This window comes from Pseudomonas mosselii (assembly GCF_003205295.1).
Classification (GTDB): Bacteria; Pseudomonadota; Gammaproteobacteria; order Pseudomonadales; family Pseudomonadaceae; genus Aquipseudomonas; species Aquipseudomonas mosselii_B.
The window spans coordinates 1-13,247 of record NZ_QJRP01000013.1 but is presented as its reverse complement, the minus strand read 5'-3'; the positions used below and the strand labels follow the sequence as shown (position 1 = coordinate 13,247).

The following is a 13,247-nucleotide window of genomic DNA, read 5'->3' as shown; positions in this document are numbered from 1 at the left end:
AGGGGGGCGCATGTTTAACGTGGGAGCGGGCTTGTCGGAACGCCGCACCGCCCGGAACACCGGCGCCGCCGGTGCCATGCATCGCGGCGCAAGCCCGCTCTCACGCAGTCCTTTTATCGCTTGCTAGGCCGCCAATCGTCCGTCGGCGATCGCCTCCGAGGCCGCCAGCATGGCCCTCAACAACACCGCGCAGCCGGCCGCAAGATCCTCGGGGGCGGCGTTCTCGATTTCGTTGTGGCTGATCCCGCCTTCGCAAGGCACGAAGATCATCCCGGCCGGGCCCAGCTCGGCGAGGAAGATCGCGTCGTGCCCGGCGCCGCTGACGATGTCCATGTGCGCCAGGCCCAGGTTGCGCGCCGAGTTGCGCACCGCCTCGACGCAGCCCTTGTCGAAGTACAGGGCCGGGAAGTCGGCGGTGGGCACCAGCTCGTAGCTCAGCCCGTGTTTCGCGGTGGTGGCCTCGATCACCTGGCGCACTTCGGCGATCATCGCGTCCAGTTGCTGGCCTTCGAGATGACGGAAGTCCAGGGTCATGCGCACTTCGCCGGGGATCACGTTGCGCGAGCCAGGATAGGCTTGCAGGCAGCCGACCGTGCCGCAGGCATGGGGCTGGTGGGCGAGGGCGGTGCGGTTGACCGCCTCGACCACGGCGGCGGCGCCGACCAGGGCGTCCTTGCGCAGGTGCATGGGGGTGGGGCCGGCGTGGGCCTCGACGCCGCGCAGGGTCAGGTCGAACCATTTCTGGCCGAGGGCGCCGAGCACCACGCCGATGGTCTTGCGCTGGTCCTCGAGGATCGGGCCCTGTTCGATGTGCGCCTCGAAGTAGGCGCCCACCGGGTGGCCGGTCACGACGCGGCTGCCGGCATAACCGATGGCGTTCAGTGCCTCGCCGACGCTCACGCCCTGGGCGTCGCGCTTGGCCAGGGTCTGTTCGAGGGTGAACTTGCTGGCGAACACCCCCGAGCCCATCATGCACGGGGCGAAGCGCGAGCCTTCCTCGTTGGTCCACACCACCACCTCCAGCGGTGCCTCGGTCTCCACGCCCAAGTCGTTGAGGGTGCGGATCACCTCCAGCCCGGCCATCACACCGAAGCAACCGTCGAACTTGCCACCGGTGGGCTGGGTGTCGATATGGCTGCCGGTCATCACCGGCGGCAGCTTGGGATTGCGGCCTGGGCGGCGGGCGAAGATGTTGCCGACCGCGTCGATGCTCACCGTGCAGCCGGCTGCCTCGCACCACTGCACGAACAGGTCGCGGGCCTGACGGTCGAGGTCGGTCAGCGCCAGGCGGCAGACGCCGCCCTTGGCCGTGGCGCCGAGGCGGGCGAGGTCCATCAGGGACTGCCACAGGCGGGCGCTGCTGACATGCTGTTCGGTGGACTGCAGGACTTCCTTGGCGGGAGTGGTCATGGGTGCCTCCTCAGGTTGTTTTATTCTTCGGCCCTGTTCGCCGGCAAGTCGGCTCTCATGGCACTGCACATCACCTATCGATTTAGCAGGGGCCTGTGGGAGCGGCTTTAGCCGCGAACACCGGCCAAGCCGGTGCCATCCACCGCGTCGCTTGCTTCGCGGCTGAAGCCGCTCCCACAGGGGGCATCACGGCAACGGCTTGGCCAACCGCGCCGGCCCGCGCACCGCCAGGCCGCCGAGGGCGTAGTAGAGCCCGCCGCCGAGCAGCGAGCCGGTGAACCAGCCATAGTCGTAGAACCAGCTGAAGCTGCTGTTGCCGATGGCCATCACGGTCAGTGCCACCGGCACGCCGAAGGCGGCGAACCCGGCCCAGTTCCAGGCCGGGTAGACGTCGTCGCGGTACAGCCCGGCCAGGTCCAGGTGCTGGTGGCGAACCAGGAAGTAGTCCACCACCATGATCCCGGCGATCGGCCCGAGCAGGCTGGAGTAGCCCAGCAGCCAGTTGGAGTACACGCTCTCAAGGCTCAGGTCGGAGACGATCCAGCCGAGCTTCTTGAGCAACTCGTGACCCATCAGCGCCAGGCCGATGAAGCCGGTCAGCCACACCGCGCGGCTGCGTCCGATCAGGCGCGGGGCGATGTTCTGGAAGTCGTTGGTGGGCGAGACGATGTTGGCCGCGGTGTTGGTCGACAGCGTGGCGATGATGATCAGCGCCATGGCCAGGGCCACCCAGCCGGGGCTCTGGATATGGCCGATCAGGCTCACCGGGTCGGACACCGTCTGGCCCACCAGTGAAGCGGACGCCGCGGTCATGATCACGCCCAGCGAAGCGAACAGGAACATGGTCAGCGGCAGGCCGAAGATCTGACCGAGGATCTGGTCCTTCTGGCTCTTGGCGTAACGGCTGAAATCGGGGATGTTCAGCGACAGCGTGGCCCAGAAGCCGACCATGGCGGTAAGCCCGGCGCAGAAGTAGCCGACCACGCTGGCGCCCTCGGGGCGCTTGGGCGGCTGTGCCAGCAACTCGCTCATCGACATGTGCGGCAGCGCCCAGAACAGCAGGCCGACACCCACCGCCACCAGCAGGGGCGCCGACAGCGTCTCGAGCCACTTGATCGACTCGGCGCCGCGCAGCACCACCCACAGGTTCAGCGACCAGAACAGCATGAAGCCGATCACCTCGCCGGTGCCGCCCAGTGCCTTCCACTCGGGGAACAGCGAGCCGAGGAACAGGTGGATGGCCAGCCCGCCGAACATCGTCTGGATACCGAACCAGCCGCAGGCCACCACGGCGCGGATCAGGCACGGCACATTGGAGCCGAAGATGCCGAACGAGGCTCGCAGCAGCACCGGGAACGGGATGCCGTACTTGGTGCCAGGGAAGGCGTTGAGGGTCAGCGGAATCAGCACGATGAGGTTGGCCAGCAGGATCGCCAGCAGCGCCTCGCCCACGCTCAGGCCGAAGTAGGCGGTGAGCACACCGCCGAGGGTGTAGGTGGGCACGCAGATGGACATGCCCACCCACAATGCGGTGATGTGCCACTTGTTCCAGGTGCGCTGGTGCACCTTGGTCGGGGCGATGTCGTGGTTGTAGCGGGGGCTGTCGAGGACGTCGCTGCCGGCGTCGAGCTCGAACAGGCCATGCTGCTCGACCACTTGCGATCTGCTCTGTTGCATGGGGTTCTCCAGGTCTTTTTCTTGTAGTTGTCGCTCATCGGGCTGACGCGATGGCCGGAGTACACACACCAGCAGTACTGCACCTGCGGCCCGGCCAGGCGGTTGTGGCCTGCGTTTTCAACAAACGTGCCGGGAAAGCCCGCGCCTTCCCGGCGGCCGCCGCCAACCGGAGGTAACTTACTGTCTTGCAAAGGCATTTTTCAGTGCGACGACGAGGGCGGGGTGGGCACCCTGGTGCGCCGTCTGTCTGGCCGGTCCATCAATCGCGTGGTTCAAACGGGTGCAACCTGCAAAACCACCGGTGCGGCCTGCGCCATCCAGCCAGGAAACAAACAGCTGATTTTGCATAGGAAATCTTGACCAATTTGGCTTCCTGTCAAGTGCGTCAAAATGGTGAGGGGGTGTCACATTATGGTGATTTAATAAAATTATTATTAATAATCAATAAGATACGAAATAAGATATTTGCATATATTTTTTCTTGATCAATATCCGATCAGATACTAGCCTCGATTCTTGTCAGGCCTGACAGGATTGAGAAAAACTGCCTCCAGCGCCCGGCCCGAAACAATTCCAAGAACCGGCCAGAAGACCGGTCAGCCTGCGAGGAAAACGGCATGTCCCTGTTGATCCGTGGCGCCACCGTGGTTACCCATGAAGAGAGCTACCGTGCAGATGTCCTGTGTGTCGATGGCCTGATCCGCGCCATCGGCAGCAACCTCGAAACCCCCACCGAATGCGAAGTCCTCGACGGCACTGGCCGGTACCTGATGCCCGGCGGCATCGACCCGCACACCCACATGCAGTTGCCGTTCATGGGCACGGTGGCCAGCGAGGACTTCTTCAGCGGCACAGCCGCGGGCCTGGCCGGGGGCACCACCTCGATCATCGACTTCGTCATCCCCAATCCGCAGCAGTCGCTGCTCGAGGCCTTCCACACCTGGCGTGGCTGGGCGCAGAAAAGCGCCAGCGACTACGGTTTTCATGTCGCCATCACCTGGTGGAGCGAACAGGTCGCCGAGGAAATGGGCGAGCTGGTGGCCAAGCATGGGGTGAACAGTTTCAAGCATTTCATGGCCTACAAGAACGCGATCATGGCCGCCGACGACACCCTGGTGGCCAGCTTCGAGCGCTGCCTGCAACTGGGGGCGGTGCCGACGGTACACGCCGAGAATGGCGAGCTGGTCTATCACCTGCAGAAGAAACTGCTCGCCCAGGGCCTGACCGGGCCCGAGGCGCATCCGCTGTCGCGCCCGTCGCAGGTCGAGGGCGAGGCCGCCAGCCGCGCCATCCGCATCGCCGAGACCCTCGGCACGCCGCTGTACCTGGTGCATGTCTCCAGCCGCGAGGCGCTGGACGAGATCAGCTATGCCCGGGCCAAGGGGCAGCCGGTGTATGGCGAGGTGCTGCCGGGCCACCTGCTGCTGGACGACAGCGTCTACCGCGACCCGGACTGGGCCACCGCCGCCGGCTACGTGATGAGCCCGCCGTTCCGCCCGCGCGAGCACCAGGACGCACTGTGGGGGGGCCTGCAGTCGGGCAACCTGCACACCACCGCCACCGACCACTGCTGCTTCTGCGCCGAACAGAAGGCCATGGGCCGCGACGACTTCAGCCGCATTCCCAACGGTACCGCCGGGATCGAGGACCGCATGGCGGTGCTGTGGGACGCCGGGGTGAACAGCGGGCGCCTGTCGATCCACGAGTTCGTCGCGCTGACCTCCACCAACACCGCGAAGATCTTCAACCTGTTCCCGCGCAAGGGCGCCATCCGCGTCGGCGCCGACGCCGACCTGGTGCTGTGGGACCCGCAGGGCACGCGCACGATCAGCGCCCAGACCCATCATCAGCGGGTTGACTTCAACATCTTCGAAGGCCGCACCGTACGCGGCATCCCCAGCCACACCATCAGCCAGGGCAAGGTGCTCTGGGCCGATGGCGACCTGCGTGCCGAGCCGGGCGCGGGGCGTTATGTGGAGCGGCCGGCGTATCCGTCGGTGTACGAGGTGCTGGAGCGCCGGGCCGAGCACCAGCGGCCGACACCGGTTCAGCGCTGAGGCCATTGGGGCCGCTTCGCAGCCCATCGCGACGCAAGGCCGCTCCCACAGGGATCGGTGCTTTGGCTGTGGGAGCGGCCTTGTGTCGCGAAAGGGGCGCAAAGCGCTCCCTGATAACAACACACATGCTCCTGTTGACTGCCATCCCCTAGAACAGACCGGTACCTGACCGGCGCCGTGTCCAATAAAAATGAGAGAGGCTACAACCGTGATCGATGCCCTGAACCACTTGCCGCGCCCCCGGGCCGGCGCCGACCAGCTGGCCGAGGCCTTCAGCGACCTCGCGCCCCCGCTCACCGCCCGTCAGGCCGCCGTCGAGAGCGCGCGCTGCCTGTACTGCTACGACGCGCCCTGCGTCAATGCGTGCCCCAGCGAGATCGACATCCCCTCGTTCATCCATCGCATCAGCGACGAGAACCTGCAGGGCGCCGCCGAACGCATTCTCTCGGCCAACATCCTAGGCGGCAGTTGCGCCCGAGTGTGCCCGACCGAGATCCTCTGCCAGCAGGCCTGCGTGCGCAACAACGCCCAGGAATGCGCGCCGGTGCTGATCGGCCAGCTGCAGCGCTACGCCCTGGACCACGCCGGCTTCACCGAGCATCCGTTCCAGCGCTCGCCGGCCAGCGGCAAGCGTATCGCCGTGGTCGGCGCCGGCCCCGCCGGGCTGTCCTGCGCACACCGCCTGGCCATGCACGGCCATGACGTGGTGATCTTCGAGGCGCGGGAGAAAGCCGGTGGCCTCAACGAATACGGCATCGCCCGCTACAAGCTGGTGGACGACTACGCCCAGCGCGAAGTGGAATTCCTGCTGGGTATCGGCGGTATCGAGATCCGCCATGGCCAGCGCCTGGGAGCCAACCTGTCGCTGGGCGAGCTGCAGGCCCAGTACGACGCGGTGTTCCTCGGCCTGGGCCTGGCTGCCGTGCGCCAGCTGGGCCTGACGGACGAAGACGCGCCAGGCCTGCTCGCCGCCACCGAGTACATCCGCGAGCTGCGCCAGGCCGACGACCTCACCCAGCTGCCGCTGGCCGACCGCTGCCTGGTGCTCGGCGCCGGCAACACTGCCATCGACATGGCCGTGCAGATGAGTTGCCTGGGCGCCCGCGACGTCAACCTGGTGTACCGCCGTGGCCTGTCCGACATGGGCGCCACTGATCATGAGCAGGAGATCGCCAAGCACAACCAGGTGCGTCTGCACACCTGGGCACGGCCCGATGCCGTGCTGCTGGATGATGTTGGGCGTGTACGCGGCATGCGTTTCGCGCGCACCCAGCTGGTCGACGGACGCCTGGGCGATACCGGCGAGACTTTCGAGCTGGCCGCCGACGCGATCTTCAAGGCCATCGGCCAACGCTTCGACGACACAAGCCTGGCTGATCCGCTGGCGGCGCAATTGGCCCGTGACGGCGAGCGCATCCAAGTGGATGCGCACCTGCAGACCTCAGTTCCCGGCATCTACGCCGGCGGCGACTGCATCGCGCTGGGCCAGGACCTCACCGTCCAGGCCGTGCAACATGGCAAGCTGGCCGCCGAAGCCATCCATGCCCAACTCATGCTCAACGTGGAGGCTGCGTAAATGGCCGACCTGTCCATCGAATTCGCCGGCATCAAGGCACCCAACCCGTTCTGGCTGGCCTCCGCGCCACCCACCGACAAGGCCTACAACGTGGTCCGCGCCTTCGAGGCCGGGTGGGGCGGGGTGGTGTGGAAGACCCTGGGCGAGGACCCGGCGGCGGTCAACGTGTCGTCGCGCTACTCGGCGCACTTCGGCCCCAACCGCCAGGTGCAGGGCATCAACAACATCGAGCTGATCACCGACCGCTCGCTGGAGATCAACCTGCGTGAGATCACCCAGGTGAAGAAGGACTGGCCCGACCGCGCGCTGATCGTGTCGCTGATGGTGCCGTGTATCGAAGAATCCTGGAAGTTCATCCTGCCCCTGGTGGAGGCCACCGGCGCCGACGGCATCGAGCTCAACTTCGGCTGCCCCCACGGCATGCCCGAGCGCGGCATGGGCGCCGCCGTCGGCCAGGTGCCGGAATACGTGGAGATGGTCACCCGTTGGTGCAAGACCCACTGCGCACTGCCGGTGATCGTCAAGCTCACCCCCAACATCACCGACATCCGCCAGTCGGCGCGGGCCGCGCACCGGGGCGGGGCGGATGCGGTGTCTTTGATCAACACCATCAACTCGATCACCAGCGTCGACCTCGACCGCATGGTCGCCCACCCCATCGTCGGTGATCAGAGCACCCATGGCGGCTATTGCGGTTCGGCGGTCAAGCCGATCGCCCTGAACATGGTCGCGGAAATCGCCCGTGATCCCGAGACCCGTGGCCTGCCGATCTGCGGCATCGGCGGCATCGGCACCTGGCGCGACGCCGCCGAGTTCATCGCCCTGGGCAGTGGCGCGGTGCAGGTGTGCACGGCGGCGATGCTGCACGGCTTTCGCATCGTCGACGACATGAAGGACGGCCTGGCGCGCTGGATGGACCAGCACGGCCACCGCAACCTCGAGGCGTTTCGCGGCCAGGCCGTGGGGCACACCACCGACTGGAAGTACCTGGACATCAACTACCAGTCGGTAGCCCATATCGACCAGGACGCCTGCATCGGCTGCGGGCGCTGTCACATCGCCTGCGAGGACACCTCGCACCAGGCCATCGCCAGCACCCTGAAGGCCGACGGCACCCACGCCTACAGCGTGATCGAGGCCGAGTGCGTCGGCTGCAACCTGTGCCAGATCACCTGCCCGGTGGAGGGCTGCATCGACATGCAGGCGCAGGGGACCGGCAAGCCGTACATGAACTGGACCCAGGACCCGCGCAATCCCTACCGTGAAGCGGGTTGAGAGCATGCCGTGGGGAAACGAAAAAGCCCGCTCAGGGGAGCGGGCTTGCCGGATGGCGCTGGATCAGAAGCCCAGGCGGTCGCGCAGGCTGTAGTACCAGGCGCCGATGGCGCTGAACGGCACACGCAGCATCTGGCCACCCGGGAACGGGTAGTGCGGCAGGCCGGCGAAGGCGTCGAAACGCTCGGCCTGGCCGCGCAGGGCCTCGGCCAGCACCTTGCCCGCCAGGTGGGTGTAGGTCACGCCGTGGCCCGAGCAGCCCTGGGAATAGTAGATGTTGTCGCCGATACGGCCGACCTGCGGCAGGCGCGACAGGGTCAGCAGGAAGTTGCCGGTCCAGGCATAGTCGATCTTGACGTCTTTGAGCTGCGGGAAGGCCTTGAGCATCTTCGGACGGATGATCGCCTCGATGTTCGCCGGGTCGCGCGCGCCGTATACCACGCCGCCACCGAAGATCAGGCGCTTGTCGCTGGTCAAGCGGTAGTAGTCGAGCAGGTAGTTGCAGTCCTCGACGCAGTAGTCCTGCGGCAGCAGGGTGCGCGCCAGTTCCTCGCCCAGCGGCTCGGTGGTGATGACCTGGGTGCCGCACGGCATCGACTTGGCGGCCAGTTCCGGCACCAGGTTGCCCAGGTAGGCATTGCCGGCGACGATGATGAACTTGGCGCGGACCTTGCCCTGCGGGGTGTGCACGACCGGGTTGGCGCCGCGCTCGATGCGTACGGCCGGGGTCTGTTCATAGATGATCCCGCCCAGCGACTCGACCGCGGCGGCTTCGCCCAGGGCCAGGTTCAGCGGGTGGATGTGGCCGCCGCTCATGTCGAGCATGCCACCGATATAGCTGTCGCAAGCCACCACTTCACGGATGCGCTTCTGGTCCATCAGCTCCAGCTGGGTGTGGCCGAAGCGCTCCCACAGACGTTTCTGCGATTCCAGGTGGCCCATTTGCTTAGCGGTAAGGGCGGCGAATACACCGCCGTCCTTCAGGTCGCACTGGATGTCGTACTTGGCCACGCGTTCACGGATGATGCGCCCGCCTTCGAAGGCCATCTGGCCCAGCAGTTGTGCCTGCTTGGGGCCGACGGTGCGTTCGATGACGTCGATGTCGCGGCTGTAGCTGTTGACGATCTGGCCGCCGTTGCGGCCCGAAGCGCCGAAGCCGACCTTGGCGGCCTCGACGATGCTCACCTTGAAGCCGTTCTCCAGCAGGAACAGGGCGCTGGACAGGCCGGTGTAGCCGGCACCGATGATGCACACATCGGTTTCCACCTCACCCTGCAGCGCCGGACGTGGCGGCACCGGGTTGGCCGAGGCGGCGTAGTAGGACTGGGGGTAGGGGGTGTTGGCCATGCTCGAGAAACCTCGTGTTTTATATTTTTAACGAATGTACCGATGCTATCAATAATAATAAACACCCGCTAGTCGTCCGGTGAAAATCCTTTACGCCGCCCTGGAACCCGGCCTTTCTATTATTATTTTAAGATTCAGCAGCTTAGCGTGAAAAAAACGGTTGACAGGCCATTCGGATCGCGTAGAATGCGCCCCACACGACAGGCACATAGCTCAGTTGGTTAGAGCACCACCTTGACATGGTGGGGGTCGTTGGTTCGAGTCCAATTGTGCCTACCAAATCAGAAAAGGGGCGATCCGCAAGGATCGCCCCTTTTTGCGTGTGGCTCCACCGCCAAGCTTCAGGCCCTGCGCAATTCCCGCAGGCGACCCGATGTCGCGCAAGAGCCGCTCAGGTTTCCCTGGGATTCTTCTTCACGATGGCATCGGCAATGCTCGCTGGGGCATCGTCATATTTCAGAAACTCCATCGAATAGCTGGCTCGGCCTTGTGTCATCGAGCGCATCGAGGTGGCGTAGCCGAACATCTCACCCAAAGGCACCTCAGCACGGATTGCCTTTCCTGCTGAAACATCTTCAGTGCCCTGAATCATCCCTCGGCGGCGATTCAGGTCCCCCATGATGTCCCCGAGAAAATCTTCGGGCGTCACCACCTCGACCTTCATCACCGGCTCCAGCAGCACCGCGCCACCTTTCTGCGACAGCTGCTTGGTGGCCATGGACGCGGCGATCTTGTAGGCCATCTCGTTGGAGTCGACGTCGTGGTACGAGCCGTCGAACACCGCCGCCTTGAGGTTGATCAGCGGATAACCGGCGAGCACGCCGTTCTTCATCTGCTCCTCGATGCCTTTCTGGATGGCCGGGATGTATTCGCGGGGGACCACGCCACCGACGATCTCGTTGATGAACTCCAGCCCTTCCTTGCCTTCATCGCCCGGGGCGAAGCGGATCCAGCAATGCCCGTACTGGCCACGGCCGCCGGACTGGCGGACGAAGCGGCCTTCGATCTCGCAGGTGTTGCGGATCTTCTCGCGGTAGGCCACCTGCGGCTTGCCGATGTTGGCCTCGACGTTGAACTCGCGGCGCATGCGGTCGACGATGATATCCAGGTGCAGCTCGCCCATGCCGGAGATGATGGTCTGGCCGGTCTCCTCGTCGGTCTTGACTCGGAATGACGGGTCCTCCTGGGCCAGCTTGCCCAGGGCGATGCCCATCTTCTCCTGGTCGCCCTTGGTCTTGGGTTCCACCGCCACCGAGATCACCGGGTCGGGGAAGTCCATACGCTCGAGGATGATCGGCTTGTCCATGTCGCACAGGGTGTCGCCGGTGGTGACGTCCTTCATGCCGATCAGCGCGGCGATGTCGCCGGCGCACACGTCCTTGATCTCGGCGCGCTGGTTGGCGTGCATCTGCACCATGCGGCCGATGCGTTCCTTCTTGCCCTTGACCGAGTTGAGCACGGCATTGCCGGAGCTGAGCACGCCGGAATACACCCGGGCGAAGGTCAGGGTGCCGACGAACGGGTCGGTGGCGATCTTGAACGCCAGCGCCGAGAACGGTTCCTTGTCGTCGGCGTGGCGTTCCAGGTGCTTGTCTTCGTCGTCCGGGTCGGTGCCCTTGATCGCCGGGATCTCGCTGGGGGCGGGCAGGTAGTCGATCACCGCGTCGAGCATCAGCGGCACGCCCTTGTTCTTGAACGATGAGCCGAGGATGGTCGGCACGATCTCGTTGGCAATGGTGCGCTGGCGCAGGGCAGCCTTGATTTCTTCGATGGTGAACTCCTCGCCTTCGAGGAACTTCAGGGTCAGCTCTTCGCTGGCATCGGCCGCAGCCTCGATCATATGGGCACGCCATTCGTCGGCCAGTGCCTGTAGCTCGGCGGGGATCGTTTCTTCGCGGTAGCTGGTGCCCTGGTCGGCGTCGTTCCAGTAGATGGCTTTCATCTTCACCAGGTCGATCTGGCCGATGAAGTGCTCTTCGCTGCCAATGGCCAGCTGGATCGGCACCGGATGGTGGCCCAGACGCTGGTCGATCTGCTTCACCACCCTCAGGAAGTCCGCGCCCTGGCGGTCCATCTTGTTGATGTAGGCCAGGCGCGGCACATGGTACTTGTTGGCCTGGCGCCACACCGTCTCGGACTGCGGCTCGACGCCGTCGGCGCCGCTGAACACCACCACAGCGCCATCGAGCACGCGCAACGAGCGCTCCACCTCGATGGTGAAGTCGACGTGGCCGGGGGTGTCGATGATATTGAAGCGGTACTTGTGCTCGAACTGCTTGGTCGAGCCTTGCCAGAAGGCCGTGGTGGCCGCCGAGGTGATGGTGATGCCGCGCTCCTGCTCCTGGGCCATCCAGTCCATGGTCGCGGCGCCGTCGTGCACCTCGCCCATCTTGTGGTTGACCCCGGTGTAGAACAGGATCCGCTCGGTGGTAGTGGTCTTGCCGGCATCCACGTGGGCAACGATACCGATGTTGCGGTACAGCTCGATGGGGGTCGTGCGGGCCATGGTCGGATCACCTGTGGGTGAGGATTCTCCCAAGGTAGCAGAGCGGGAGAATCCTGCCGGGGCGACCGTCAGTCGGCGAGCACCTGCAGTTGCCACTGGCCTTCGCTTTCGCGGGCCAGGCCGCTGGCCGGCAGCAGGGCCAGCAGGCGTTCGTGCAGGGCGGCTTCGGTGAAGGACTTGAGGGTGGCCATGTCCAGGCTACCGACGGTGATCAGTTCGGCCTTGGTGTAGGACAGCCAGGCCTTCTTCAGCACCATCAGCACGTCGCTGCCGGCGGTGCTGGCGAAGCGCCGGTGCAGGGTGCGGCCTTCCAGCTCGAAGCTGTGACGGTGCTCGTAGCCGTTCTCGTCGCCATTGGCCTCGACGCAGCGGTGGCAGCGGCAGGGGCCGTCGCCGAAAGCGTTGCGCAGGTAGGCGTTGAAGTCCACGACGGGCTTGAGGGTCAGGCGTTTGTCGACCTCGAACAGGTCGGCGATCAGGGGTTGTTCGGCGCTCACTCGGTATCCTCGCGTGGTATGGCGTGCATCGGCGGGCACCCTAACAGATCGGGCCCGGGGAGGCCATGCTCGATGCCCCACTGCAGGATGCTGGCGTGGGAGCGGGCTTGCCCCGCGATGAGGCCGGTAGAGACAACCGGGAACGCCTGCCGTACTCTACGCGCCCATACGCCTAATACACCTGTTGAGGTAACCCCGCTTGAGCACCAAGTACCCGTACACCGCCACCGTGACCATCAGCGCCGAAGACCGTGGGGGCGATACCGAGGCCTCGGAGAACACCAACATGCGCGTGGGCCTTGAGGCGGTGACCGAGGTGCTGAAGAAGGTGCATTTCGTCGGCACGCTCGCGGCCCCCGAAAAAGGCGCCACGCACATCTGCGTCACCCTGGAGAATGGCCTGACCTACTACGGCCTGATCGTCAACGGCCACGCCGAGCTCGAAGGCGGCTGGATCGCCTTCGAATGCGACATGCCCACTCCTGAAGAACTGGGCCTGTAACCCTCAGTCCAGCTCCATCAGGCACTGCTCGAGGATATCCAGCCCTTCCTCGAGCACCTCGGGCTCGATGGTCAGCGGTGCCAGCAGGCGGATGATGTGCCGCGCCTTGCCGCTGGGCATCAGCAACAAGCCTCTGCTGCGCGCCGCCTCCAGCAGCTTGGCCAGTTGCGCCGGTGCCGGGCTGCCGTCCGGTTTGACGAATTCCAGCCCGCGCATGGCCCCGGTGCCGGTCAGGCGGCCGAGTGCTGCGCACATTCCCGACGCTTTCCAGCGCGCATGGCGCGCCACGATGGCCTGTTCCTGCCGTTCGCCCCAGGTGGCGATACTGGCGTCGGTCATCTGCGCCAGGCTCGCCAGCGCCGCCGCGCAGGCAATCGGATTGCCCGAATAGGTCCCGCCC

At 65.4% G+C, this 13,247-nt stretch carries 11 protein-coding genes and 1 tRNA gene; 5 read left to right on the top strand and 7 right to left on the bottom strand.

Going from position 1 to position 13,247, the window contains the following annotated elements; all coding sequences use genetic code 11:
• Positions 1–123 precede the first annotated feature (123 nt).
• From DMX06_RS14135 to DMX06_RS26315, 3 genes are all read right to left on the bottom strand, one after another.
• Entirely contained in the window at positions 124–1,410 is a 1,287-nt protein-coding gene (locus DMX06_RS14135) for a Zn-dependent hydrolase (protein ID WP_110738058.1), read from the bottom strand.
• 186 nt (positions 1,411–1,596) lie between these two features.
• Positions 1,597–3,087, bottom strand: coding sequence for an NCS1 family nucleobase:cation symporter-1 (locus DMX06_RS14130; RefSeq protein WP_110738057.1), 1,491 nt, complete (start codon positions 3,085–3,087; stop codon positions 1,597–1,599).
• Positions 3,088–3,264: 177 nt separating this feature from the next.
• Positions 3,265–3,435: a hypothetical protein gene (locus tag DMX06_RS26315; protein ID WP_181427830.1), complete on the bottom strand. Its 171-nt coding sequence runs from the start codon at positions 3,433–3,435 to the stop codon at positions 3,265–3,267.
• Between the two features lie 269 nt (positions 3,436–3,704).
• Here DMX06_RS26315 and hydA point away from each other — a divergent pair, with 269 nt between their 5' ends.
• The 3 genes from hydA (at position 3,705) to preA (ending at position 7,995) form a co-directional block, all read left to right on the top strand.
• Positions 3,705–5,144: a dihydropyrimidinase gene (hydA, locus tag DMX06_RS14125; protein WP_110738056.1), complete on the top strand. Its 1,440-nt coding sequence runs from the start codon at positions 3,705–3,707 to the stop codon at positions 5,142–5,144.
• A 208-nt stretch (positions 5,145–5,352) separates the two neighbouring features.
• A complete protein-coding gene (locus DMX06_RS14120; protein WP_110738055.1) occupies positions 5,353–6,720 on the top strand; it encodes an NAD(P)-dependent oxidoreductase in 1,368 nt (455 codons plus the stop codon).
• Positions 6,721–7,995 carry an NAD-dependent dihydropyrimidine dehydrogenase subunit PreA gene (gene preA / locus DMX06_RS14115; RefSeq protein WP_110738054.1) on the top strand — a complete coding sequence of 425 codons (1,275 nt, stop codon included), beginning with the start codon at positions 6,721–6,723 and terminating at the stop codon, positions 7,993–7,995.
• A gap of 63 nt (positions 7,996–8,058) precedes the next feature.
• Here the strand turns inward: preA and DMX06_RS14110 are convergent, their stop codons facing one another.
• Positions 8,059–9,342 (bottom strand): NAD(P)/FAD-dependent oxidoreductase, encoded by a 1,284-nt coding sequence (locus DMX06_RS14110; protein ID WP_110738053.1) that lies wholly within the window; start codon positions 9,340–9,342, stop codon positions 8,059–8,061.
• A 202-nt stretch (positions 9,343–9,544) separates the two neighbouring features.
• On the opposite strand from DMX06_RS14110, the gene DMX06_RS14105 reads away from it, so the two are divergent.
• Positions 9,545–9,621: transfer RNA gene (locus tag DMX06_RS14105), tRNA-Val, on the top strand.
• Between the two features lie 112 nt (positions 9,622–9,733).
• Here the strand turns inward: DMX06_RS14105 and fusA are convergent.
• Positions 9,734–11,848, bottom strand: a complete 2,115-nt coding sequence (fusA, locus tag DMX06_RS14100) for an elongation factor G (RefSeq protein ID WP_110738052.1) — start codon at positions 11,846–11,848, stop codon at positions 9,734–9,736.
• A gap of 68 nt (positions 11,849–11,916) precedes the next feature.
• Positions 11,917–12,345, bottom strand: coding sequence for a hypothetical protein (locus tag DMX06_RS14095; RefSeq protein WP_110738051.1), 429 nt, complete (start codon positions 12,343–12,345; stop codon positions 11,917–11,919).
• Between the two features lie 199 nt (positions 12,346–12,544).
• Between DMX06_RS14095 and DMX06_RS14090 the strand changes: the two genes are divergently transcribed.
• Complete coding sequence (locus tag DMX06_RS14090; protein WP_110738050.1) at positions 12,545–12,847, top strand: hypothetical protein; 303 nt, start codon at positions 12,545–12,547, stop codon at positions 12,845–12,847.
• 3 nt (positions 12,848–12,850) lie between these two features.
• On the opposite strand, the gene DMX06_RS14085 is transcribed toward DMX06_RS14090, so the two are convergent.
• The coding region (locus DMX06_RS14085; RefSeq protein WP_146232207.1) for an aminotransferase class III-fold pyridoxal phosphate-dependent enzyme at positions 12,851–13,247 on the bottom strand (397 nt) is incomplete at its 5' end.

Excerpts from the sequence above, each read along its gene's own strand:
- hydA (WP_110738056.1), top strand. The coding sequence starts at position 3,705 with ATGTCCCTGTTGATCCGTGGCGCCACCGTGGTTACCCATGAAGAGAGC.
- fusA (WP_110738052.1), bottom strand. The coding sequence starts at position 11,848 with ATGGCCCGCACGACCCCCATCGAGCTGTACCGCAACATCGGTATCGTT.
- preA (WP_110738054.1), top strand. The coding sequence starts at position 6,721 with ATGGCCGACCTGTCCATCGAATTCGCCGGCATCAAGGCACCCAACCCG.
- DMX06_RS14130 (WP_110738057.1), bottom strand. The coding sequence starts at position 3,087 with ATGCAACAGAGCAGATCGCAAGTGGTCGAGCAGCATGGCCTGTTCGAG.
- DMX06_RS14135 (WP_110738058.1), bottom strand. The coding sequence starts at position 1,410 with ATGACCACTCCCGCCAAGGAAGTCCTGCAGTCCACCGAACAGCATGTC.
- DMX06_RS14110 (WP_110738053.1), bottom strand. The coding sequence starts at position 9,342 with ATGGCCAACACCCCCTACCCCCAGTCCTACTACGCCGCCTCGGCCAAC.
- DMX06_RS26315 (WP_181427830.1), bottom strand. The coding sequence starts at position 3,435 with ATGCAAAATCAGCTGTTTGTTTCCTGGCTGGATGGCGCAGGCCGCACC.